This window comes from Nocardia sp. NPDC001965 (assembly GCF_053594175.1).
Map to the genome: position 1 here is coordinate 249,763 of NZ_JBSFDZ010000006.1, position 23,236 is coordinate 272,998.

Consider the following 23,236-nt stretch of genomic DNA (forward strand, 5'->3'; position numbering starts at 1 on the left):
AGCGCCCGTTCGTTCTGTATGTGTCTTATCCACAAGATGTGAGTTCTGTGGATCAATCACAAAACCAACCGGACGTAATGTGACCCAGGTCATATCTGTTCGCCTGTCCGTTAACTCAACACGCCCGGCTGTTCAACATCTCCGACACGCCGATACTTTGTTTATCCACACTGAGTGGGCCGTGAAAATCCAGGTCTAGCTGCGTATTTTCTGGGGCTGACCTGCGTTTTCCCCAAGTTGTCCACAAGTTGTGCACAACCAGGGGTGAACTATCCCCAGGTTATCCACAGGTCTGTGCACAGCCCTGGTTGGCATGTGGATAGAACCTCGCTTAGGTTCATCGCAGCACCATTGGCGACACCCCGGCGCGATGTGGCGTACCCGCTCTATCTGGGTGATAGCTGGTACGTCTGACCACAGGTCACCGGCATCTCGGACCGGCGATGTCGGACCCGTGGGGTAGAACCGGTCGTCGAAGGGTGGCGTCCGGTCTGAAGGAGAGGACGGTCGAGTCGGATGGCAGTCGTCGATGACCGCGGGCATACGGACTTCCCACCGGAACCCCCCGGCGAGGACTTCGGTCGGCAGCCGCCACACGATATGGCGGCCGAACAGTCGGTGCTCGGCGGCATGCTGCTCAGCAAGGACGCCATCGCCGATGTGATCGAGGTATTACGCTCCGGCGATTTCTACCGCCCCGCCCACCAGGCCGTCTACGACGCGATCCTCGATCTCTACGGGCGCGGCGAACCCGCCGACCCGGTCACCGTGGCCGCCGGCCTGGACCGCAGCGGTGAGCTGAAACGGATCGGCGGCGCTCCCTACCTGGTAACCCTCACCCAGACCGTGCCCACCGCGGCGAACGCCGGTTTCTACGCCGAGATCGTCGCCGAGAAGGCCATCCTGCGCCGGCTGGTCGAAGCCGGAACCCGCATCGTGCAGTACGGCTATGCCGGTGCCGACGGTCAGGACGTCGCCGAAGTGGTCGACCGTGCGCAGGCCGAGGTCTACGAGGTCACCGAACGCCGGACCGCCGAGGATTTCCTCCCGCTGGAGGAACTGCTCCAGCCCACCATGGACGAAATCGACTCCATCGCCTCCCGTGGCGGGATCTCGCTCGGCGTCCCCACCGGTTTCACCGAACTCGACGAGGTGACCAACGGTCTGCACCCCGGTCAGATGATCATCGTCGCGGCGCGTCCGGGTGTGGGTAAGGCGCTGGCCCTGGACACCCCGCTGCCCACGCCGGAGGGCTGGACGACTATGGGCGAGGTGCGGGTCGGGGACCGTCTCATCGGTGCAGACGGCGAGCCCACCCGGGTGGTCGCGGCAACGGAGGTATTGGCCGACCGGCCGTGTTACGAGGTCGAGTTCTCCGACGGCACGGTGATCGTGGCCGACGAGCAGCATCAGTGGCTGACCGAGACGCGGGCTTCCCGGCGATCAGCACAACAGGCCGCTACCGGTCGGCGCCCATACCGCAATCAGCGGACGTTCGCCGCCGTTCGCAGCACCGGCGAGATCGCGGCCACCCTGCGCTGCGCCCCCGCGGACCGCCGGATCAACCATTCGGTCACCAACACGCGTCCGCTACAACTGCCCCCGCGTGACCTGCTCGTCCCGCCCTACACCCTCGGCGCCTGGCTGGGCGATGGAACGACCACGGCAGCACAGATAACCTCGGCCGATCCGGAGATCATCGCCTGTATCGAAGGAGAGGGGATCGTCGCCGTGGCATCCGGTTCGGCGCGGATGCGCTACCAACTCCGGTTGCCGGACGACGAGCCGAAAGCGCAGCGGTTGTGCGCGGTATGCGGAAAGCCGTTCATTCCGTTCACCAGTGAGGTGCGGACCTGTGGTCGATCCTGCGGCGGCCGGGCGCGATTCGAATCTGCACTTGTCGCCGCGCCGATCTGCCCGCGCTGCGGTGAGCGGTCGATCGGGCTGCGGATGTGCCAGGAGTGTCGTAACGAAGTCGGCAGTGTACAGGCTCGTTTGCGCAGTATCGGAGTGCTCGGCGACAAACATATTCCCGCCGCCTACCTGCGGGCTTCGGAAGCACAACGCCGTGCCCTGCTCGCCGGGCTGCTCGATACCGACGGTACCGTCACTGTCGGCGGCTCCGTTCAGTTCTCGGTCACCGACGAGCGCCTTTTCGCCGACGTCCGAGACCTCGTGGTCGGCCTGGGCTACCGCTGTGACGTCTCGACAAAGGCGGTCCGTGGACGCACGCCCGAACGGTCGGTCGCCTACACGCTGACCTTCGCTACCGACGACGAGGTTTTCGGGCTCTACCGGAAGGCGATCCTGCACAAGGAACGCCGGGCCGCGCGGGGCACGAGCAGGTCCTGCTCGCGGTTCATCGTGGACGTCCGCCGGGTTCGGTCGGTCCCCGTCCGTTGCGTCGAGGTCGACAACAGCGACCATATGTATCTGGCCGGTCGATCCATGGTGCCCACCCACAACTCGACTCTCGGTATGGATTTCATGCGCAGCGCCTCGATTCGGCACGGACTGGCCAGCGTTATCTTCTCGCTGGAGATGAGCCGGACCGAGATCGTCATGCGTCTGCTGTCAGCCGAGGCCAAGATCAAGCTCGGTGATATGCGGGCCGGGCGGATGAGCGACGACGACTGGACGAAATTGGCGCGGCGGATGAGCGAGATCAGCGAAGCGCCGCTCTTCGTAGACGATTCGCCGAACCTCACCATGATGGAGATCCGGGCCAAGGCCCGGCGGCTCAAGCAGCGGCACGATCTGAAACTGGTCGTGGTCGACTATCTGCAGCTGATGACCTCGGGTAAGAAGGTCGAATCGCGCCAGCAGGAAGTTTCCGAATTCTCCCGGCATCTCAAACTGCTGGCCAAGGAACTCGAAGTTCCGGTGGTCGCGATCAGTCAGCTCAACCGTGGTCCGGAACAACGCACCGATAAACGCCCGCAGGTCTCCGACCTCCGTGAATCCGGTTCGCTGGAACAGGACGCGGATATGGTCATCCTGTTGCACCGGCCCGATGCGATCGAACGGGACGACCCGCGCGGCGGTGAAGCGGATCTGATTCTCGGAAAGCACCGTAACGGCCCTACGGCTACCATCACGGTCGCACACCAGCTGCATCTGTCGCGGTTCGTCGATATGGCGCGCGGCTGATCGGGCGGGCCCGGGATCTTCGACCGGTGGCCGGGTCCGACGACAGGGTGCCGTTCGTCGGCGATGGCCGAACGGCCGAATGACTGCGACAGAATCGGCCCGCCGTAGCGATCCGGCGGGCGAGGCGCCGGATCGCTACGGCGGGTGTGTCCGGAGGTCAGCGGGAGAATGTCACGTGGATCGTTCCGCTCGGCGCGACCTCGCTGGTGATTTCGTAACCGCTTTCCAGCTCGCGCAGCTCGTCCCACAGCCGGGCGCCGCGGCCGAGCAGGATCGGTGCGATCGCGACATGTAGCCGATCGACGAGACCCGCCGCCAAGTATGTGCGCACCACGGAAATGCCGCCGCCGATGCGGACGTCGAGTTCCCCTGCTGCCTTTGTTGCCAGGGCGAGTGTTTCCTCCGGTGTGGTCCGGACGAAATGGAACGTGGTGCCGCCCTCCATTTCCAGTGTCGGCCGCCGTTCGTGGGTGAGCACGAAGACCGGACAGCCGAACGGCGGGTTGGGTCCCCACCAGCCGTTCCAGTCGGGGTCGTCGGGGTGGGTGTGCAGGCCGAACATTCCGGCGCCCATGATCTCGGCGCCGATGCCCTCGAAAGAGGCGGCGGCGTGCGCATCGTCCACGTCGGTCGTGCCCTGGCCGGAGGTATCGCCCAGGATGCGCTCCCGGAAGGTGCGGGTCGCCGCGAACGCTGCGACCAGGCGGTTCCAGTCTTTGCCGATCGGGTCGTCGGGCGTCTGATCGGTGGTGGTCGCGTATCCGTCGAGGGAGATGTTCAGATCGACTCGGACCCTGCCCATCGCACTTCCTTCAAGTAGTTGTAAAATGCAAGCACTAAGCTAAGTGGTGTGTCCCTACGTGTCAAGGAGGAGCCATGGAGCCGAGATCGGGATGCGCGATCAATGCCGCGGTCGAAGCGCTCGGTGATCACTGGTCGATCCTGGTGTTGCGCGATGTGATCTTCGGGGACCGCCGATACTTCCGGGAGTTGCTGAACGGGTCGATCGAGGGCATCGCCTCGAATATCCTCAGCGACCGGCTCAAGAAACTCGTCGCCGCCGGCATTCTGACCAAGGACGACGCCGTGCGCGGCCAACGCGCGCGTTACAGCCTCACCGAGTCCGGTATTCAGACGCTGCCGATCATCTACGCACTCGGGAACTGGGGCCTCGACTGGCGAACAGGGACGCCGGAGTTGCGGGCCCGTCAGGAACTCATGCGCGCCGAAGGGATGCCGTTCATCGAAGAACTCATGCAGGACCTGCGCAACCGGCACCTCGGTTCCGCACCGGCGGGGAATGAGGGCCCGGGACCCCTCGAACGGCTGGCCGCCGCATACGACGCGGCTACCGGGGGCACCGCCGACGGCGGGCCCGAACACCCTTCCGGTGATCGCGGCAGAACGTGATCGGAATCGAGGAGCGGCGCCGACCCGGGCCCGCTGCGAACCTGCGGTAGCGAAGACCGCTGTGCTGCGGGTGTTTTCGCGGTGGAGGCGGGGATGCGGTCCGGTCTATTTCCGCTCCAATCCCTCCAACGCTCGCCGCGCCTGATCCCGCGCGATCACACCGAGCTCGTCCGGATCCACCGCGGGCTCGCCGTGCTGGCGCAGGACGGGGATCCGTACTCGTACCGAGACATTGCCGTCCTGCACACCTACGACGTAATCCAGTCCGGTCGTATCGCTGGAATCCGCTGTCGCGGTGTACCAGTAACCCTGCGATCCGATACCGCTGACCTCGCCGGACTTTGCGCCGGGACCGGTGGCGTCCTCGTGCTTCCACTGGTCATAGGCGGGAGCGGCTCCGGCAGCCGTGAACTCGACGCGTAGGTCGATGGCCGCCTGGTTCCAGTGGACGCCGTCGGCCGACTGGCTCTTGTAGCCGAATTGGCACGACAGACTGCCGGGGGCGTCGGCGCTCGGCGGATTCTCGTGGTGGTAGGGCGCTCCATCCGGGGCGGCCGACCATTTGTGCAACGGAGTGGGGTCGACCAGATCGCACGCGTCGGCTATCGCGTTCATCGAATAGGGTCCCGGCGCGCCTTCCGGGAGCGGAGTAGTCGTGGCGGCTGCGGGCGGTTTCGCCGCTGTGCCGCCGGGCGCCGCGACAGCTGTGGGCGGCAATCCACCGCCACCATCGGCGATGAGGACACCGATCATCACACCCGCGGCCAGCACCACCACCAGCCCGACGACAACGGCGACGATCAGGCCCGGCCGAGGGCGACTCGGCGAGGACGCGAACTGCGGTGGCGGCCGGTAGCCCGGCCCGGGCGGACCGTATCCGCTGATGGGATGTTCCTGATCAGTGTTCGACGAAAGGGGTTGCCGCGCAAGGGGGTCTTCGCCGCCCGCAATCGGTCGGTCGGGTCGAGAGTCTGTCATCTCGCGCGGCCCTTCGATCACTCGACGTGCTCCCCCGCCGACCTTCCATGCCGCGCCGATCCTACTGTGCGGTCGGTCGCGAGGTCATCCGAATCGTCTGCACCAGGACGGTTTCCTAGTTCTGTCGCAATGCGTCCAGCACTTTGCGGACCTGGGATCGGGCGACCGGATCGAGTTGGTCGCGACCCACCGCAGGGGAAGCCTTCTCGCGGGAGATATCGATCTGCACCTGCACCGCGGCAGCATCATCCCATACGCACATCGAGTATCGGGCGTCCACGATGCCACCGAAGTTGTCGGCTTCGAACTGCCAGTAACCGCGAGTACCGATTTCGCTGAACTCCCCGGAGGTAACCTCCGATCCATTGCCGGCGAGGTCGGCGGTGGTGCGTCGGCAATGGTCGTATTCCCGCGTGGCCGAGCCGTCCACGACTTCGGCCCGCACTCGCATGCCGGCGGTGTTCATGGGAAATTCGTCACCCGGCGAATTGCTGTAGTGGACAGTGCAGTGCAGGCTGCCGAGGTCGCCGGAACCCGGCGCTTCCTCATGAGCCGGATCGGGGAGCGGCGTGGACGCCCATCCGGCCAACGGCTCGAGATCTACCAGGTCGCACGCATCGGTGATCGTCCTCATCGAATAGGCCGCAGGTTCCGGAACCTGGGTGGGCACACTACCGTCACCTCGGCCGCCCACGACCGAACCGATCGCCACGCCGATCACCAGCACCACCACAACCACCGCGCCGACGACAACGGCGACGATCGGCCCGGATGTGCCGCGCGCGGCCGGTTGCGGCGGATACGCGGGCGGCGGAAACTGCTGCGCCGGCTGCTGCTCTCGATCGCCGTGCCGATAGCCGGAATCGGCTTCGCCTGCCCGCTGCTGATCATCGGATCCGCCCGGCGAACCAGTCATGTCCGAAAACCCCTCCGGTATCGGACGGGCTTCCCCGCCCGGTGGTGGACTCCGGCAGCGATCCTAGTTGTTCGGTACCGCGCCCGGGCAGGGAAGCAGCGCGCCCACCGGCCGGGGGACTTTCGATTCCGCGCCACCCGATTTCGCTGCGAGGCAGAGATTCGCGCTCGATTCGATTCCGTAACACCCGCCGGATCAGACTCTTCGAGCACGCGTCGATCGCACGCGTCCAGAGGCTGATCAGAGCACGGAGTCCTGCATGACCGAGTCACTCATCCAGTTGCCCACCGCTGGAGAAGCAGTTGTCGACACCTTCGACCGGATGATCCGGACCGGGCCCATCGTGCCCTATGAACTCCCGGGCGGTGTGCGGGCGTGGATGGCGGTCAGCCACCGGGCCGTCGGTGAGATCCTCGCCGGTGACGGCACACTGTTCAGCAAGAGCGCGAAGAACTGCCCCGCGATGCGCGACGGTACCGTTCCGGCCGACTGGCCGTTGCGGGTGCTCACAGACGCCGATCACCTGCTCAACATGGACGGTAGCGACCATATGCGGATGCGCCGGGCCGTCGCCCGCGCCTTCACCCCTGTGCGAGTGGCCGGACTCGAGACCCGTATCCAGCAGCTGACCGACGATCTGATCGACCGGTTCGCCGACCAGCCGGAAGTCGATCTGGTCGAGAACTTCACCATGCCGCTACCTGTGGGCGTGATCTGCGAAATGTTCGGAGTACCGGCCGCCGACCAGGGAAAATTCCGCGGCTGGACGGCCACGCTGATCTCGCACACCAGCACCGGTGAGCAGACCCAGGCCGCCATGCAGGAAATGGTCGGTTATCTGACCTGGCTGGTCGCGGACAAGGACAGCAATCCCGGCGACGACCTCACCTCGGACCTGGTGCGGTCCCAGCCCGAGCACGGGATAACCGACGCCGAACTGGTCGAAATGCTGTGGATCATCATCGTGGCCGGCCACGAGACCACCATGCATCTGCTCGGCAACGCGGTGGTGGCCCTCTACACCTATCCCGATCAGCTGGCGGCGGCCCGGGCGGGGGATCGCTGGGCCGATGTCGTCGAGGAGACATTGCGCTACCGGAACGCGGCCTGCGCGATGTTCAACCGGTATGCCCTGCGCGATGTCCGGATCGCCGGTGTCGATATTCCCGAAGGCGCGATCGTGGGCTGGTACGCGGGGGTCGGACGCGATCCGCGACAGTACTCGAATGCCGATGTCTTCGATATCGATCGTGACGATATCGATCAGCTGGCTTTCGGCCGCGGTCCGCATTTCTGCCTCGGCGCGCATCTGGCCCGTCTGGAATCCCGGATCGCGCTGGCCACCTTGTTCGGCCGTTTCCCGCAGATGCGCCTGGCATGCGATCCGGCGGAGATCCCCTACGCGCCGCAGTTCATGACCAACGGTCCCCTGTGCGTGCCGGTACAGCTCGCATCCGGCGACTGACCGGTACCGCCCGGCAGCGGGAAGCTGTCAGAATTCTGTCGGACCCTCCTGAACGGACACGGCGGAAATGAGCATCGGACCGACAGTGCCCCCGCTATGCGGTACTCCCAGCTGACCGTCGCGAGCGCGGCGGAATGGACCGAGGTGACCGACCACTTCCTGACCGCCGAGCACCGCTACCGTGACCCGGCCGACTGGTGGGCCCGGATCGCGGTCCAAGAATCCTCGGGTTACACCCTGCTGCGCTCACAGCAGCGCGGTGACCACCTGATGAATCGCGGTCGGTCGCATATCCGGGACGGTCCGGCCGACTACTGCTGGATGGTGTTCCCCAGACGCGGTGAATGGCTCATCCAACAGCAGAACCGGCTGACCCGGGTCACGGCGCAGCGCGGGTTCGTTCTCGAACTCGACCGGGTCTGCCGGATCCTGCTGCCCGGTTCGACGGCCTACGCGCTACTCCTACCCCGGGCGCGGCTGGGGCGCCGGTCGGCGGTGCCCGAGGCGCCGACGGTGCTCGATATGTCGACCGGCCTCGGCCGGGTCGTGCAGAGCACGCTCGTCGCCACCCTTGCCGCACAGTCGAATCTGACGACTGCGGAATTCGACGCCGTCTGTGATCGGGTCGCCGAATTGCTGTGCCTGATCCTCGCCGGTGATCTCGGTCCACAGCAGGCCGATCTGGCCGAAACCGTCGCGGCCATCAGGGCGTTCGTCCGGGAGAACCTCGGGTCCGGGGATGTACGGTTGCCCGCGGTCGCTCGGGCGCTGGGTTGGTCGCCCCGGCAATTGCGTTCGGTACTGCACCGGACCGGTATCACCTATCGCGAATTGCGGCGCGGCGAAGCATTGCGCATCGCGCGCGATCTGCTGACCCGCCCGGAGACGCAGTCCATCGCGGAGATCGCCGCACGGTGCGGGTTCACCGATACCGGGTTCTCGACGGCGTTCAAATCCGAATACGGGGAGACGCCGCGAGATTTCCGGCAGCGCCGGCGTGGCGAGGGCGGCCGGATCAGAGATCCCGGATGACGCGGCACGGGTTTCCGGCGGCGAAGACGCGCGCCGGAACATCCCGGGTGACCACGCTGCCCGCACCGATCACCGTGTTCTCGCCGATCGTGACCCCGGCGCACACGATGACCCCACCGCCCAGCCAGGCATTGTCGCCGATCGTGATCGCAGCGGCGGATTCCCAGCGGGCGCGCCGGAGTTCGTGATCGTCCATGGGATGGCGCGGGGTGAGGATCTGTGCGCGGGGACCGATCGACACATCGTCGCCGATGGTCACGGGTGCGCAGTCGAGGATCACCGCGTCGTAGTTCAGGAAGGTGTTGCTGCCGATCGTGGTCGGATAGCCGTAGTCGCAGCGGAACGGCGGCATGATCACGGTATCCGCCCCGCAGGAGCCCAGGAGGTGGCCGAGGATCTCCTGCCGTTCGGAATCGGCTTCCGGAGCCGATCGGTTGTAGCGGGCGATCAGTGTCCGGCAGGCCAGACGCTCCGCGACGAGTTCGGGGTCGTTGTCGCGATAGAGATCGCCGCGCAGCATACGTTCCTTGTCGGTCGCCATGGAATCGATCCTGCCGGATCACCGTGACCGGTGCGGCGACCTGCGGGCAGCGCGCCGGTTCCACCGCGCACGGACCCGCACCGGTGGTGTTCGGCGGGTTCGTTTTCCCAGTTCACAGACGTAGGGTGGGGTGCGGGGTTCGCTCGTCGAGGAGGACGGCAATGACCGATAGCCCACGATCGATCGCCGAGGTCGAATCGGCGCTGCCACCCGGTGCGGATCAGGAACGGTTCGCCGGATACGGAGTGATGGGGCAGCCCTTCACCAGCGGCCACTATCTGGCCTTCCGCCATTTCGGGGCAAGCTCGGTCGGTCGTGGATACGAATCGGTCTGGTACCGGAACCCGGACCGGGAATGGGTCATCTACAGCAGCGTGGCGCCGGAAGCGAGTTGTGCGCGGTATTACGGTTCCGCGCTGGCGGACGCGCGTGTCGCGAACATCGCGGTGACCTGGACGGGGCCCTACGCCCTGACGGTGGAGATACCCGGAAAGCTGGAGTGGGATATCGAGCTGGGGCGGTCGCCGGCCACGGCGGCGATGACCGGGCTCGGTAGCGTGCTGCCCGCGGCGCTGTGGCGTAATCCCACGGTCCTGTCGGTGATGTCGCGGGTCGCGGGCCCGGCGCTGGGGGTCGGCCGGGTGCGGTTGCGCGGCACCACCCCGAACGGGCAGTGGTTTCGTACCAATCCGCGGATGCTGTGGACGGTCGACCACACCGCCGCCCGTATCGACGGCGTCGATATCGGCCCGGCCGGGCCGCTCGCCGAGCAGACCGGACTCGGTGATTTCCGGTTGCCGCAACGCGGCGTGTTCGCCGTCGGTGAGGCCTACTTCGAAGCTTCCACCGGCTGAAACGGCCGCGGGAGCGGACCCGGAGGTCCGCTCCCGCGATCTGCGAGCCGAATGCGTCAGCCCACCGGGGTCGGCTCCGAGGCCGCGGTGGGTTTCGGATCGTCTTCTTTGTTGTTGCGGCGGACGCTGGAGATCACCGCGGCACCGATGAATGCGATACCGATGAGGCCGGTGACGAGCTCGTGGACGTGGATATCGCCGACCGTGATCAGCAGGATCAGGGCCAGTGCGCCGATGGCCCAGTGGGCGCCGTGCTCGAGGTACACGTATTCGGCCAGCGTGCCCTTGCGGACCAGGTAGACCGTGATGGACCGGACGAACATGGCGCCGATCAGGCCGAGGCCCAGGGCGATGATGATCGGATCGGCGGTGATGGCGAACGCGCCGATCACGCCGTCGAAGGAGAACGACGCGTCCAGGACCTCGAGGTAGAGAAAGAGGAAGAATCCGGCCTTACCGGTGGCCTTGGCCAGGCTCGACGGGCCGCCTGCGGCCTCTTCGGCGTGCTCTTCGGCATTGAACATCGAACCCAGGCCGTCGACCGCGATGTAGATGATCATGCCGAGCAGGCCGGCCAGCAGCACGGTGGCGCGGTCTTCGTCGTGGGCGAGCAACTCCGCGGCCAGGACCAGGCCGATCCCGGCCACGACCACCGACATCATGTCCAGCTTGCCGGCTTTGGCGAGGGGCCGTTCCAGCCAGGACAGCCAGGTGAGTTCGCGTTCTTCGAGGATGAAGTTCAGGAACAGCATCGCCAGGAACATGCCGCCGAACGCCGCGATCTGCGGGTGGGCGTCGGTGAGCAGGGTCTCGTAGCTGGGGCTGCCGTCGGGGAAGTAGGCGGCGTCACCGGCGGGCGGGTTCAGCGCGAGGTCGAAGGCCTGGACCGGGTTCAGGCCCGCGGTGATCCACACGATGGCCAGCGGGAAGATCAGCCGCATACCGAAAACGGCGATCAGGATGCCGATGGTGAGGAAGATCTTCTGCCAGAACTCACTCATCTTCTCCAAGATGGTGGCGTTGATGACGGCGTTGTCGAACGACAGCGAGACCTCGAGGATGCCGAGGATCAGGCAGAGCGCCAGGGCGGTCGGGCCGCCGTAGAGGAACGCCACCCCCAGTGACAGCACCGTGACTACCAGGGATAAGCCGAATATGCGCAGGACCACGCTGGGACCTTTCGTGTGCGGTGGCCGGACTGCGGTCGGTATCCCGGCCTGTACGAGAAACCTGGTCGGCGGTATCGACGACCAGTCACCAGCGTTGCCGTCGACCGCCTATTTGTCCAATTTGTCTCCTCACGCCTCTGAAGGCAGAGAACGAGGGGGCCCGTCACCGGACCCCCTCACGCTACCCGGAGGTGTGGATCGTCAGACGTTCACGCCGTAGTCACGCGCGATCCCGGACAGACCGGACGCGTAACCCTGGCCGATGGCCCGGAACTTCCACTCGGCCCCGTTGCGGTACAGCTCACCGAAGACCATGGCGGTCTCGGTGGAGGCGTCCTCGGAGAGGTCGTAGCGGGCGAGTTCCTCGCCGTTGGCCCGGTTCACCACGCGGATGTATGCGTTGCGCACCTGGCCGAACGACTGCGAGCGGCCGTCCGCCTCGTAGATGGAGACCGGGAAGAAGATGCTTTCGATGGTCGGCGGGGTGTTGGCGAGGTCGACGTTGATGACCTCGTCGTCGCCTTCGCCCTCGCCGGTGGTGTTGTCGCCGGCGTGCTCGATGGCACCCTCCGGGGACTTGAGATTGTTGAAGAACACGAAGTGCTGGTCGGAGACGACTTTCTTATCGGCTCCGGTGGCGATCGCGCTGGCGTCCAGGTCGAAATCGGTGCCCGTGGTGGTGCGCACATCCCAGCCCAGGCCGACGGCGACCGCAGTGAGGCCCGGAGCCGCCTTGCTCAGCGAGACGTTGCCGCCCTTGGACAAACTGACACCCATGCGGGATTCCCTTTCGTAGTCGTCTGTAATTCCCAGCATGTCGGTAACCGCCGGGTACGAAATACGACAGTAGTGGTTTTCGGTGAACTTGCGTACAAACTCGGGCAAGCCGGTCATCGGGCACCCGGGGGCGGTACGCCCGGATGTTCTGGTACCGAGGGTTTTAGGGAGGCGGCGCTCGCAGGCCGGGCCACAGTGTCGGTGTTCGACGTGGTGAGCGCGGACCGGGTGGTACGCCCTGTCGCGGCGCGCGGATGGTGGGATCTCATACCATCGGGTCTGTGGCAGGCCGCAGGCGTGGATGGTTCCGGGTGGGGGAGGATCCGTGGTTCGAACAGGCACGGTCGGCGCTGACGACGGCGTTCCTGGATATGGATCGGCGGCAGTCGGCCGCGGAAGCGGCCGTCCTGGCCGCCGAGGAGATCTTCCCGGCGCGGGAGACGGCCCGCCGCTGGGCGCCGGTACGTGAAGGTTGCTATACCGCCGCCGCGGCCTATCTCCAGCTCACCGGCGAACTGGACCAGGACGAGCAGACCGGGGCGCGCCGGGCCGACCGGCAACAGCGAGTGGACGCGGTGGTACGGCAACTGGGAGCCGCCGCAGAGGGGGTCGACCGCTTCTATCACGGCGACCGGGGCGCGCTCGAAGAAGCGATCGCGGTGGCGCGGGCGGTGCCCGAGCTGGTCGCGCGGGTCACCGCCGACGCCGCGCGGGTGCGCAGGCAGGCGGCCGAATCGGAGTACGCCGGCTACCCCTCTGTCCGCGCCGGTGCCGCGGCCGTGGATGAGGCAATGGTCACATTGTCGGCGCTGCCGGCCGACCAGCGCGGCCGAGCGCGGGTGGCCGCGAACGAGTTGGCCTCCGTTACGGCCGATTTGTCGGAATCGTTGGCCCAGGCCCCATCTCGGGCCGGCACCGCGCGCAACGCGATCGCATCGGTCACCACCAGGCTCGCCGCGGTCCGCACCCGGGCCGAGGGGATCGGGCCCGCGTATTCGGCGCTGCTGCGTGAGTTCAATGCTGCGAGTTCGGCCGATCTGGCAGACAATGAGCGCACCAGCGAGCGTCATATCGCCGCCGCGGCTCGGGCCCTGGCCGGGGCGCGTGCCGCCGCGGCCGAGAGCACCCCGGAGCAGGCCCTTGAACTGACCACCACCGCGCGCGGCCACCTCGCCGACGCCGAACAACTGGTCGACGCCGCGACCTTACGGCTGGCCGAGTTGCGGGCGGTTCGCGACGATCCGCGACAACGCGCCGAAGCCGTACGTTTCCGGCTCCGGGATGCCCAGATGCTTGCGGTGTCAAGGGGACTGGTGCCGGAATGGGGCTCCGTGCTGGACGCTCAGGTCGAACGCCTCGACCGGGTGGCCGCCTCCCTGACCGGGCGGCACCCCGACTATCGGGCGTATGTAAACGAACTCGACACCATCACCGAATTCATTGCCGGGATTGTCGAGCGGATGCGCAAACAATCACCACCGGGACAACGACGAGGATGAGACGGGGGCTCGATGACCGCAGGCATGGCCGTCCGGCAGGAAATTTCCCTGCACAAACGGGTACCGCGCCGACATTTCAGGCAACTACAGGGTCCGGACGCCAGAGCGCTGTTCCACCGCCAACCCGAACCGTTCGATGACCTCGCCGATCGGGAGATACTCGCGACGGCGCTGGGTGCCACCCTGTACGTACCGGCCACCCGCGCCGATCTGACGGCCACGATCGAGCGCCGGGCCGAGCGCGGGGTGTGTTCGATGGTGATCGATCTCGAGGACGCCGTCGCCGACCACGAGGTCGAGTTCGCGAAACTGCAGACCGTACGCACCCTCGACGAACTCGCGACCCGCCCCGATCCGAGCCCGATGTTGTTCGTCCGGGTACGTGACGCCGACACCGTGCCCGAACTGCTGGACCGGCTGGGTGCGGGCGCGCAGGTGCTGACCGGTTTCGTCTTCCCCAAGTTCGACAGCGCCTCGGCGCCGAAATATCTCGCCGCCCTCGACGCGGCGAGCGCTCGGACGGAGCGGCCGCTCTACGGGATGCCGGTACTCGAATCGGCCGCGCTCGTCCACCGGCAGACCCGCGACACCGAACTCACCCAGATCGCTGCGTGCCTGGCCGAGAACCGGGACCGGATCCTGGCGGTACGGATCGGCGCCACCGATATGTGCGCGACCTTCGGCATCCGCCGGGATCGCGACCTGACCATCTACGACGTGCGGGTCATCGCGGATGTGATCGCCGATATCGTCAACTATCTGGGGCGGGCCGACGATACGGGTTTCGTGATCACCGGCCCGGTCTGGGAGTACTTCGCCGATCACGAACGGATGTTCCGGCCGCTGCTGCGTACCGCGCCGTTCGAGGAATCCGACGCGGTGCCCTTCCGCAGCTATCTGGTCAGCCGCGACCTCGACGGCCTGCTGCGCGAGATCACCCTCGATCGTGCCAACGGTATCCAGGGCAAAACCGTCATCCACCCCTCCCATGTGGCGGCGGTGCACGCGCTGTCGGTGGTCACCCACGAGGAGTACTCGGACGCGCTGGACATACTGCAGGTCGAGGTGGGCGGGGTCGCCGCGTCCGGTTACCGGAACAAGATGAACGAGATGCGTCCCCATCGCAGCTGGGCGCGCAATACCCTGACCCGGGCCCGGGTCTTCGGGGTGGCCCAGAAAGGGGTGTCCTTCGTGGATCTGCTATCGGCGCTGGTCACGGTATGAGTTCACAGACCGGCGAGTCGTATTGGGCGACCCGCGCGCTCGGGATCGAACTGCGGCACCGGAAGGCGTTCCGCCACGGTGACACGCCGGACAGCCTGCCGGACGCACCGGCGATCACCGATCTGCTGCAGCCCGGATTGCGTAAGAATCCGCGCCGCGCGCATCTGCTCGTATCCACTGTGCTGGGCAAACATCTGCCCACCGATCCGTTGCGGGTCCGCGATTCCGGTGACCGGCTCGGTGATCTGGTGCGCGCGGTGCTCGGCGAGCAGGACGCGGTGGTGCTCGGATTCGCCGAGACCGCCACCGGCCTCGGCCATTGTGTGGCGACACGCATCGATGCCGCGTGCTATCTGCATTCGACCCGCCGGACCGTCCCGGGAGCGGTGACACTGACCGGATTCGAGGAGGGGCATTCGCACGCCACCTCGCATCTGCTGCAACCGATGCCCGGGGATGTGTTCACCGCGGGTCTGCCGCTGGTGCTGGTCGACGACGAGATCTCCACGGGCAATACCGCGCTGGAGGCCATCGAGGCGCTGCACGAATTCGCGCCGCGGACCCACTACGTCCTGGCCGCGCTGGTGGATATGCGCACCGACGCCGACCGCGACAGATTCGCCGCCGCGGCCGCCGCGCTGGGGGCGCGGATCGATACGGTATGCCTGGCCGCGGGCAGTACCGTTCTGCCGGACGGCCTGGTGGCGACGGTGGCGGAGCTGCCCGCGGCCGAACTCAATCCGGTGGCGGCCCGGTGCGGTACATCGGCCCGACTGGAGCTGCCGTGGCCGGACGATGTGCCCGAGGGCGGCCGGCACGGATTCCTGCGCGCCGACCGCGCGGGTTTCGAGCAGGCGGCCGGTGTCGCGGCGAAAATGCTGCGCGATCAGCTGGTCACCGAGTTCTCCGGTCGCCCGGTGATCGTGCTCGCCCACGAAGAACTGATGTATCTACCGCTGTGCCTGGCCGTGACGATCGCCGAAGCCGGAATACCGGTGCGATATCAGACGACCACTCGCTCGCCCGCCCATGTCCTGGACGAACCGGGCTATCCGCTGCGGCGCGGGTTCCGGTTCCCGGCTCCCGAACCCGGTGAAGAACAACCCCGCTACCTCTACAACGCGTCCTGGCCCGAAGATCCGAGCGCGGATCCGGTGCTGGTCTTCGTGGCCGATTCCCCGGCCGACAGCGAACTGCTCCACGCGCCGGGCGGTCTGGTGGATGTACTGACCGCGGCCGGTTCCGATGTGCTCGTCGCGGTGGTCCGAGGCGCGGATCCGCGCACGCTGGCGGCCACCCGCTCGGAAACCTCCGCCGGGCCGCTGTTCGGTCCCGAATTCGGTTCCTATGATCGCGCCGATGTGGCGTGGCTGCTGAAGGATCTGTCCGGCGCCGACCTCGAGGCCGATACCGTCGCCCGGGAACAGCGGATCCAGGCCGGGCTGGCCCACTACGCCGAATCGCTGCCCATCGAATACCAGCCCGACGCGGCCTACCGGAAACTGTTCGACGAGGTTCTCGCCGCGAGCGCCCAGCGGCTGGCCCTGGCAGTGGGGACGGTGGCCGAGCTCGTGGTCGCCGAACGCGGCATCGATATCGTGCTGACGTCGCTGGCGCGTGCCGGTACCCCGATCGGGATCCTCATCCGCCGCTGGCTCGCCGCGCCGCACGCGCACCGGCCCGCGCTCGATATCCCGCACTACGCGGTATCGATAGTGCGTGACCGTGGGATCGACACGGTCGCGCTGGACTATCTGGCCCACCGGCACGACCCCGGCTCGGTGGTGTTCGTGGACGGCTGGACCGGTAAGGGCGCGATCGCCCGGGAACTGTCCGCGGCCCTGGCCGAGTACCACGCCGCCGGCGGTGCCCGATTCGACGACGATCTGGCCGTCCTCGCCGACCCCGGGCACTGCGTCCGGACCTACGGCACCCGCGACGATTTCCTGATCGCCTCGGCCTGCCTGAATTCCACTGTCTCGGGGTTGGTCTCGCGGACGGTCCTGAACCGGGACCTGATCGGACCGCGGGATTTCCACGGCGCCAAGTTCTATGCCGAACTGGCCGGTGCGGATGTTTCGGCCCGGTTGATCGAAACCGTCACCGGGGCCTTCGAAACTGTCCGGCCGCTGGTGTCCGCGCAGGTCGACGCGGTTCGATCCGGCGACCGCACACCCACCTGGGCCGGTTGGGCCTCGGTGGAGAGGGTGCGGGCCGAATACGGCATCGCGACGGTGAACTTCGTCAAACCGGGCGTCGGGGAGACCACCCGGGTACTGCTGCGCCGGGTGCCCTGGCGGGTGCTGGTCCGGGAGGCCGACGCACCCGAGCACGCACATATCAGGTTGCTGGCGCAGGCCCGGTCGGTGCCGGTGGAGGTCGTACCGGAGCTGGCGTATTCGTGCATGGGTCTGATCAAGGATGTGCAACGGTAGATGACGGCGCCGAAACCATTGCTGGTGGCCACCGATCTGGATCGCACCATGATCTACTCGAGTGCCGCCGCCGGAGCCACGGCGGCGGAGACGGTCTGCGTGGAGTACCTCGACGGCGCGCCACTGTCGTATATGACGGCGGCCGCCGCGGACCGGATGCGGGGGCTGGCCGCCGCGGCGGCGCTGGTACCCACCACCACCCGGACCATCGAACAGTTCGGCCGGATCCTTCTCCCGGGGGCGCCCTGGCCCTACGCGGTCACCAGCAACGGCGGAAATATCCTGGTGGACGGGGTGCCCGATCCGCGGTGGCGCCAAGAGATCGACGCGGCGGTGCGCGCGGGCGGCGCCGGGCTCACCGAGGTCGAGGCCGCACTACGGGCCCGGATCGACGAGTCCTGGGTGCTGAAATTCCGCCGCGCCGACGACCTCTTCTGCTATCTGGTGGTGGATCTCGCCGCCACCCCACCGGAATTCCTCGCCGAATGGGACGCGTGGTGCCGGCCGCGCGGCTGGTCGGCATCCCGGCAGGGCCGCAAGATCTACACGATGCCGGCAGCGGTGTGCAAGAGCCGGGCGGTGGCCGAGGTCCGGGCCCGGCTGGTGGCGTCGGGCGGATCGGCCGCGACGGCACCGACGCTGGCCGCCGGTGACGGCGCGCTGGACGCCGAGATGCTCGCCGCCGCCGATCACGCGATCCGGCCCCGGCACGGCGAACTCGAGGAACTCGGCTGGACCTGTCCCGGTCTCACTGTCACCGCGGCCTCCGGAATCGAAGCGGGCGAGGAGATTCTCGACTGGTTCACCGCCGCCCTCGGCGATCCGGTGACCGCCGGGACCCCGGGCTAGAGCATGCGCCGCCGGGCCCGTGCTTCGGCGCGCGGCCGGCGAGGGGAGACACGCGACCACACGAGGTCCTGCAAAGCGAGTGTCGCCCAGCCCGCGATCGCCATCCCGGCCAGATTCACCACCAATTGCAGAGTGCTGCCCCAGATGGCCGAACCCACGCCGAAGGCCAGCCCCAGTGCGATATTGCCCGCCGCCGGCACCGTGGTCACCGAAATGAACACCCCAACCAGGGCACCCGATTTGGACGAGGTGAGCGAGAGGACCCCGGCGGCCGCGGCGATCAGCGCCACGATGAACGACCATTTGTCCGGTGTGTAGACGAAGGCGGTCTCCGGACGATCCCCGGTCACGGCTTCGATGGTGATCCACCCCAGCAGGCGCCCGATCAAGACCAGTACCAGGGTGATCGCGATACCGGCGGCGAAACCCATGACGAGCGTGGACAGCGCGCGCCCGAACAATGCGAGCCGCCGCCGCACCAGTGCCACACCGAGTGCGGCGATCGCGCCGAATTCCGGACCCAGCACCATCGCCCCGATGATCAGGATCTGTGAATCCACCACGATCGCGATACCGGCCAGGGCTGTGGCCAGGGTCATGAAACTCAGATAGGTCCAGTTGAGTTCGGTCTCCTCGTAGGACCGCTGGGTCACATCGGCCCAGATCACCGCGTCCGCGCTGTACCCGGGGGTGCGCAACTCGGTGAGATACCCCGACAGCGACATCCAGGTGTGCACCGGTTGCAGTTCGATACTGCCCCGGTGGTGCAGCCCGGTCGCCCGTAACTTCTCGACGACTTCGTTGGCGGCCTCCCGGGCGAGATCGGCCAGCACCACATCGCCTTCGGGACGAACCGCGCTGTTGCGCAGTACCGCGAGACCGCTGACGGCCGGATCGGATTCCAGGATCTCGACCACCTCGTCGGTCAGCGCGGTGGGCGACATTATCCGCAGATGCAGCATGGGCCGAGTCTGCCCGGGCAGCGGCCCGGTTCCCAACCGGGACCCGGGCCGTGTCGTGCGGACCCCGGGTCAGTAACCCTGTTGCTGACCCGCGAGCTGCTGCGTGATCACACCCTGTAGACGTTGCAGGCCCGGTACGGTGACCCCGCTCTGCAACTGTCCCTCGATGGTGCGGATGAGGGCGTGGTCGCTGAGCACCTTCTCGCTGGACTGGATGAGTACCGTCCCGGCGCCGGTGAAATCGAACTGCCGTTCCTCACCCGAGTTCACCCCGAACGCGGCGGCGCCGGCCGCCAGGAACCCCGAGACCCACCGCTGGTCGTAGTGGTGGCTGGGGGAGGGGCAGTCGGCCCAGCCCACCAGCGATTCCGGATCCACTCGCAGCGGTGGCTCGGCGAAGATCACCGGGCCGTTCGAGGAGGCCAGGAACTTCCCGGTGCCGATCAGCGTCAGGAAACCGGGAACGATCGACTGGTTCAGCGACAGACCCGGTTCGAACGCCAGCAGATTCGCCGCGCGGATGGTGAGGTTGCCGTCGTCGAGATCGTAGGAGTTGATGTCGTAGCCGCGGTCGCCGATCAGCAGTTTGCCCTGCCCCTCGGCTACCACGTAGTCGCCGGTGAACAGCGGCGCGGAGAACTGGTGCGCCACCATGTGCAGGAGGTGACCCTGTAGACCGTGGGTGAGTGACTGGAACTGCATCTGCCCGTAGTAGGCGATCATCGCGCCCTTGCGCATGAACCACGGTTTCACGAGGTCGATGCAGTACGCGTAGCTGTTGCCGGGGACGTTGTCGCTCTCCCCGAGGGTCATCGGGCCGAGGATCTCGCTCACAGTTTCTCCTCCGATGCCTGCACGTACACCAGACCCTGGCCCGCGCACTGCAGTTGCATGGCCTCACCGGATCCGCGACCGACCGCGTCGCGCCAGCTCACGGCCGTTTTCAGGTCGGTGTGCACATTTCCGTAGGAGGCGATGAAGGCCTGCGGGTCGACGACCACCGGATTCGGCCCGCCCACCTGGAGTTCGAGAAAACCTCCGTGCGCCAGCAGCACCGCGCTGCCCTGACCGGACAGCTGTGTGGTGAACATGCCCTGGCCGGTGAGCGCGCCGGATGCCGCGCCGCGCAGCGCGCCCATCAGGCCGCCGCCGCCCCCGCCGCCGGAACTCGCGACCGACACCACCGAGGTCTGCAGGCCGGCGGTGTAGGCCAGCAGGCGAGAGGCCTCCACCTGCAATACCGCACCCGGCGCCACCCCGACGACCTCCACTTCCAGTCCGGCGAAACCGTAGTGCACTCGGCCGCTGCCCTGCGCGATCATGGTGCGCTGGTGCTCGCCGGCCATCATCCGCCCGGCCATCTGCAGAATGCCGCCACCGCCGCCCATTCCGGCGCCGCCCGGTATCTCGTGCGGGGCGAAGGACACATCGCCGGTGTAGAAGAGCATGGCACCGGCACGGGCGACCACGCCGCCCACCGTACCGATATCGACGGCCACGACCTTGGAGTTGATCTTCTCGAACATATCGCCCTACCGTTCCGCCGGTTGGATCGAGACCACGCCCTGCCCGTCCCAGCGCAGCGAGAACGCCTCGCCGCCGTCCTGTCCCATCATCGAACGCCACGAGACATCGGTGACGAAGGACTGGTTCAGGTTGCCGCGGGCGGCGACGAACGCATCCGGGTCCACCACCAGCGGGAACTGCGGGGAAACCTCGAGGTGGATGAGCGGGCCGCCGGCCGAGAGCAGCGCGACCTGCCCCTGACCGCTGACCGTGGTCGTGAAGAGCCCCTGGCCGCTGGATGCTCCGCGCACACCGGCGAATCGCACATCGGTGCGCAGGTTCCCGGCGAAGGCCAGCAACTGCTGCGATTCCACCTGCAGGGTCTCGTTGTTCAGATTCACCACCGAGACGTACTGGCCGTTGACCGCGAGAAAGACCCGGCCCTGGCCGCCGCATTCCATCAGCGAGAGCTTCTCCCCGGTGGCCCGGCGCTTCATCCCGGCCAGCACCCCGTCACCCCCGCCGAAGCCGGCCGATTTGAACTGCACCGCCCCCTCGTAGGCGACCATCGAGCCGGAGATGGCGCGAATACTGGTGTTCGCCAGATGTACCTCGATCACCTTCTTCGATTTTTCGAAGAGTTGTGCCATGGATAGCCGCCTGCCCTCGCCGCCCCGGAGCCCCGCACAACCGCCGGTGCTCATCCGTCGCCGATACCTTAATAGCCGCAGGTCTATCCAGTCCATGCCCAGCGGGTGCGCCCATTCCTGCGGCCGCTCCCTATCTGCGCTCCGCATCTGTAGTGGGCCTGCCCCCGGTGCCGGAGCGGCCGCGCGCGGGAGTGCAGCGTCGGCCGCCGGGGTCGAACCGGAATTACCTGAGCATTTCCCGCTGCGCCGAACGGTTACCGTCCGTGGTCGGGCCCGTCCCGGTTCTGAAACGACAGAGCGAAGGAGCGCAGCGACTGAGCGCCGGAGTGAAGAACCGGGGTCACGAGGGCCCGACCCGCGGCGCCGGAGGCGCCGCAGTAGATACAGTGGCATCCATACGCACCGACAAGCGAAGGGTCTGACTTGTCCGCAACACTCGCCAAAGGCCAGAACGGTCCACTGGCCACGAACGACGTGGTGGTTTCCATCCAATTGGCGGCACCGGCCGATCTGTCCGCTCTATTGGTCACCGAGCAGGGCAAAGTCCGGTCCGACGCGGATTTCGTCTTCTACAATCAGCCCAGCGGCCCGGGGGTGAACCTGCGACCCGGCCCGGCCGGGCAGCCGGCTTCGCTGGCGGTGAACCTCGGCGCCGTACCCGCCGATATCGCGCAGGTCCGTGCGGTCATCACCCTCGACGATCCGAATACGAATTTCGGTCAGTTCGCGCCCCCGGTGGCCTATGTGTCGGATCCGTCCGGCGCGCAGTTGTTCGAGTACCGGATCGACGGTCTCGCCACCGAGTCCATTGTGATCGCGCTCGAACTGTATCGGCGCCAGGGTGCCTGGAAGGTGCGTGCGGTCGGTCAGGGTTATGCGGGCGGTTTCGCCGCGCTCGTCACCGATCACGGTGTCACGGTGGATGATTCTCCGGCCGAGACGCAGGCCGCGGCCCCGCAGGCTGCCGCGCCGCCGCCTCCGCCGCAGCCTGTGCAGCAGGCCGCGCCGATGCCACCGACCGCCCAGCAGGCTTATCCCACCCAGCAGCCGCCGCCGGCTCCGCCGTATCCGCCGCAGGGTGGTGGTTTTCCGCCCCAGGGTGGCGGTTATCCGCCGCAGGGCGGGGGCTACCCGCCGCCGCCGGGCCCCGGGTATCAGCAGCCACCCGGCCAGCCGGCGCCGACTCAGCAGCATCCCGGCGAGATCAGTCTGAGCAAGACCGGCCCGGTGAGCCTGCAGAAGGGGCAGCGGGTGAGCCTCCGCAAGGAGGACGGTGCCGCGCTCACCTTCGTCAAGATGGGTCTGGGCTGGGATCCGGTGCAGCAGCGCGGCATGTTCGGCAGCCGCACCGTGGATATCGATCTCGATGCCTCGGTGGTGATGTTCGCCGATATGAATCCGGTGGATGTCGCCTACTACGGGCAGCTGACCTCCAAGGACGGATCGGTCCGGCACCAGGGTGACAACCTGACCGGTGAGGGTGCGGGCGACGACGAGGTGATCCTGGTCGATCTCACCCGCCTGCCGGCGCATGTGAACAACCTCGTCTTCGTCGTGACCTCCTACAAGGGGCATACGTTCGGCCAGGTGCAGAACGCATTCTGCCGGTTGATCGATGGCGCGAACAACGCCGAACTCGCCCGCTATTCGCTCACCGGCGGCACCCCCACCACCGCGATGGCCATGGCGAAACTTTTCCGGGCCGGAGCCGACTGGAAGATGCAGGCCATCGGCGAGGGTTTCAACGCCAAACATCCCGGTGAGGCCATTCCGCAGTTGGGCCGGTTCCTGGCGGTATGAGTGGCGTCGGGGGACAGGA

At 67.1% G+C, this 23,236-nt stretch carries 20 protein-coding genes; 10 read left to right on the plus strand and 10 right to left on the minus strand.

Features of this window, described 5'->3' with window-relative positions; genetic code table 11:
• Positions 1-516 precede the first annotated feature (516 nt).
• Entirely contained in the window at positions 517-3,150 is a 2,634-nt protein-coding gene (dnaB, locus tag ACWCPQ_RS12780; protein WP_449897804.1) for a replicative DNA helicase, read from the plus strand.
• 157 nt (positions 3,151-3,307) lie between these two features.
• On the opposite strand, the gene ACWCPQ_RS12785 is transcribed toward dnaB, so the two are convergent.
• Complete coding sequence (locus tag ACWCPQ_RS12785) at positions 3,308-3,952, minus strand: dihydrofolate reductase family protein (RefSeq protein WP_449897806.1); 645 nt, start codon at positions 3,950-3,952, stop codon at positions 3,308-3,310.
• 74 nt (positions 3,953-4,026) lie between these two features.
• On the opposite strand from ACWCPQ_RS12785, the gene ACWCPQ_RS12790 reads away from it, so the two are divergent.
• A complete protein-coding gene (locus tag ACWCPQ_RS12790) occupies positions 4,027-4,560 on the plus strand; it encodes a winged helix-turn-helix transcriptional regulator (protein WP_449897808.1) in 534 nt (177 codons plus the stop codon).
• Between the two features lie 105 nt (positions 4,561-4,665).
• On the opposite strand, the gene ACWCPQ_RS12795 is transcribed toward ACWCPQ_RS12790, so the two are convergent.
• Complete coding sequence (locus ACWCPQ_RS12795) at positions 4,666-5,538, minus strand: hypothetical protein (protein ID WP_449897810.1); 873 nt, start codon at positions 5,536-5,538, stop codon at positions 4,666-4,668.
• 115 nt (positions 5,539-5,653) lie between these two features.
• Entirely contained in the window at positions 5,654-6,454 is an 801-nt protein-coding gene (locus tag ACWCPQ_RS12800) for a hypothetical protein (RefSeq protein ID WP_449897813.1), read from the minus strand.
• 259 nt (positions 6,455-6,713) lie between these two features.
• Between ACWCPQ_RS12800 and ACWCPQ_RS12805 the strand changes: the two genes are divergently transcribed.
• Positions 6,714-7,919 carry a cytochrome P450 family protein gene (locus ACWCPQ_RS12805; protein ID WP_449897816.1) on the plus strand — a complete coding sequence of 402 codons (1,206 nt, stop codon included), beginning with the start codon at positions 6,714-6,716 and terminating at the stop codon, positions 7,917-7,919.
• 96 nt (positions 7,920-8,015) lie between these two features.
• Complete coding sequence (locus ACWCPQ_RS12810) at positions 8,016-8,951, plus strand: helix-turn-helix transcriptional regulator (protein ID WP_449897818.1); 936 nt, start codon at positions 8,016-8,018, stop codon at positions 8,949-8,951.
• On the opposite strand, the gene ACWCPQ_RS12815 is transcribed toward ACWCPQ_RS12810, so the two are convergent.
• Entirely contained in the window at positions 8,935-9,492 is a 558-nt protein-coding gene (locus tag ACWCPQ_RS12815) for a sugar O-acetyltransferase (RefSeq protein WP_449897820.1), read from the minus strand. The genes ACWCPQ_RS12810 and ACWCPQ_RS12815 overlap by 17 nt on opposite strands.
• A gap of 161 nt (positions 9,493-9,653) precedes the next feature.
• Between ACWCPQ_RS12815 and ACWCPQ_RS12820 the strand changes: the two genes are divergently transcribed.
• A complete protein-coding gene (locus tag ACWCPQ_RS12820; protein ID WP_449897822.1) occupies positions 9,654-10,346 on the plus strand; it encodes a hypothetical protein in 693 nt (230 codons plus the stop codon).
• Positions 10,347-10,402: 56 nt separating this feature from the next.
• On the opposite strand, the gene ACWCPQ_RS12825 is transcribed toward ACWCPQ_RS12820, so the two are convergent.
• Together ACWCPQ_RS12825 and ACWCPQ_RS12830 are read right to left on the minus strand one after the other, a co-directional pair.
• A complete protein-coding gene (locus ACWCPQ_RS12825; RefSeq protein WP_449897824.1) occupies positions 10,403-11,515 on the minus strand; it encodes a DUF475 domain-containing protein in 1,113 nt (370 codons plus the stop codon).
• Between the two features lie 201 nt (positions 11,516-11,716).
• Positions 11,717-12,292 carry a TerD family protein gene (locus ACWCPQ_RS12830; RefSeq protein WP_327152530.1) on the minus strand — a complete coding sequence of 192 codons (576 nt, stop codon included), beginning with the start codon at positions 12,290-12,292 and terminating at the stop codon, positions 11,717-11,719.
• A 281-nt stretch (positions 12,293-12,573) separates the two neighbouring features.
• On the opposite strand from ACWCPQ_RS12830, the gene ACWCPQ_RS12835 reads away from it, so the two are divergent.
• Genes ACWCPQ_RS12835 through ACWCPQ_RS12850 form a run of 4 tightly spaced genes read left to right on the plus strand, consistent with a single transcriptional unit; the run spans position 12,574 to position 18,299 of the window.
• The gene (locus ACWCPQ_RS12835) at positions 12,574-13,791 is read left to right on the plus strand and encodes a hypothetical protein (RefSeq protein ID WP_449897828.1); all 1,218 of its coding nucleotides are present in this window, start codon (positions 12,574-12,576) and stop codon (positions 13,789-13,791) included.
• 12 nt (positions 13,792-13,803) lie between these two features.
• Entirely contained in the window at positions 13,804-15,015 is a 1,212-nt protein-coding gene (locus ACWCPQ_RS12840; RefSeq protein WP_449897830.1) for an HpcH/HpaI aldolase/citrate lyase family protein, read from the plus strand.
• Complete coding sequence (locus ACWCPQ_RS12845) at positions 15,012-17,450, plus strand: phosphoribosyltransferase (protein ID WP_449897832.1); 2,439 nt, start codon at positions 15,012-15,014, stop codon at positions 17,448-17,450. Before ACWCPQ_RS12840 ends, ACWCPQ_RS12845 begins: the two co-directional genes overlap by 4 nt.
• Positions 17,451-18,299, plus strand: a complete 849-nt coding sequence (locus tag ACWCPQ_RS12850; protein WP_449897834.1) for an HAD family hydrolase — start codon at positions 17,451-17,453, stop codon at positions 18,297-18,299.
• Here ACWCPQ_RS12850 and ACWCPQ_RS12855 read toward each other — a convergent pair.
• The 4 genes from ACWCPQ_RS12855 to ACWCPQ_RS12870 all read right to left on the minus strand — a co-directional run bounded on the left by ACWCPQ_RS12855 (position 18,296) and on the right by ACWCPQ_RS12870 (position 21,417).
• A complete protein-coding gene (locus tag ACWCPQ_RS12855; RefSeq protein WP_449897836.1) occupies positions 18,296-19,261 on the minus strand; it encodes a DUF389 domain-containing protein in 966 nt (321 codons plus the stop codon). The two genes, ACWCPQ_RS12850 and ACWCPQ_RS12855, sit on opposite strands and share 4 nt — an antisense overlap.
• A 69-nt stretch (positions 19,262-19,330) precedes the next feature.
• Positions 19,331-20,074, minus strand: a complete 744-nt coding sequence (locus ACWCPQ_RS12860; protein WP_449897891.1) for an AIM24 family protein — start codon at positions 20,072-20,074, stop codon at positions 19,331-19,333.
• A gap of 17 nt (positions 20,075-20,091) precedes the next feature.
• Positions 20,092-20,787, minus strand: coding sequence for an AIM24 family protein (locus ACWCPQ_RS12865; protein ID WP_449897838.1), 696 nt, complete (start codon positions 20,785-20,787; stop codon positions 20,092-20,094).
• Between the two features lie 6 nt (positions 20,788-20,793).
• Entirely contained in the window at positions 20,794-21,417 is a 624-nt protein-coding gene (locus ACWCPQ_RS12870) for an AIM24 family protein (protein ID WP_449897841.1), read from the minus strand.
• 423 nt (positions 21,418-21,840) lie between these two features.
• Between ACWCPQ_RS12870 and ACWCPQ_RS12875 the strand changes: the two genes are divergently transcribed.
• Positions 21,841-23,217 (plus strand): TerD family protein, encoded by a 1,377-nt coding sequence (locus tag ACWCPQ_RS12875; protein WP_449897843.1) that lies wholly within the window; start codon positions 21,841-21,843, stop codon positions 23,215-23,217.
• Positions 23,218-23,236: the final 19 nt, after the last annotated feature.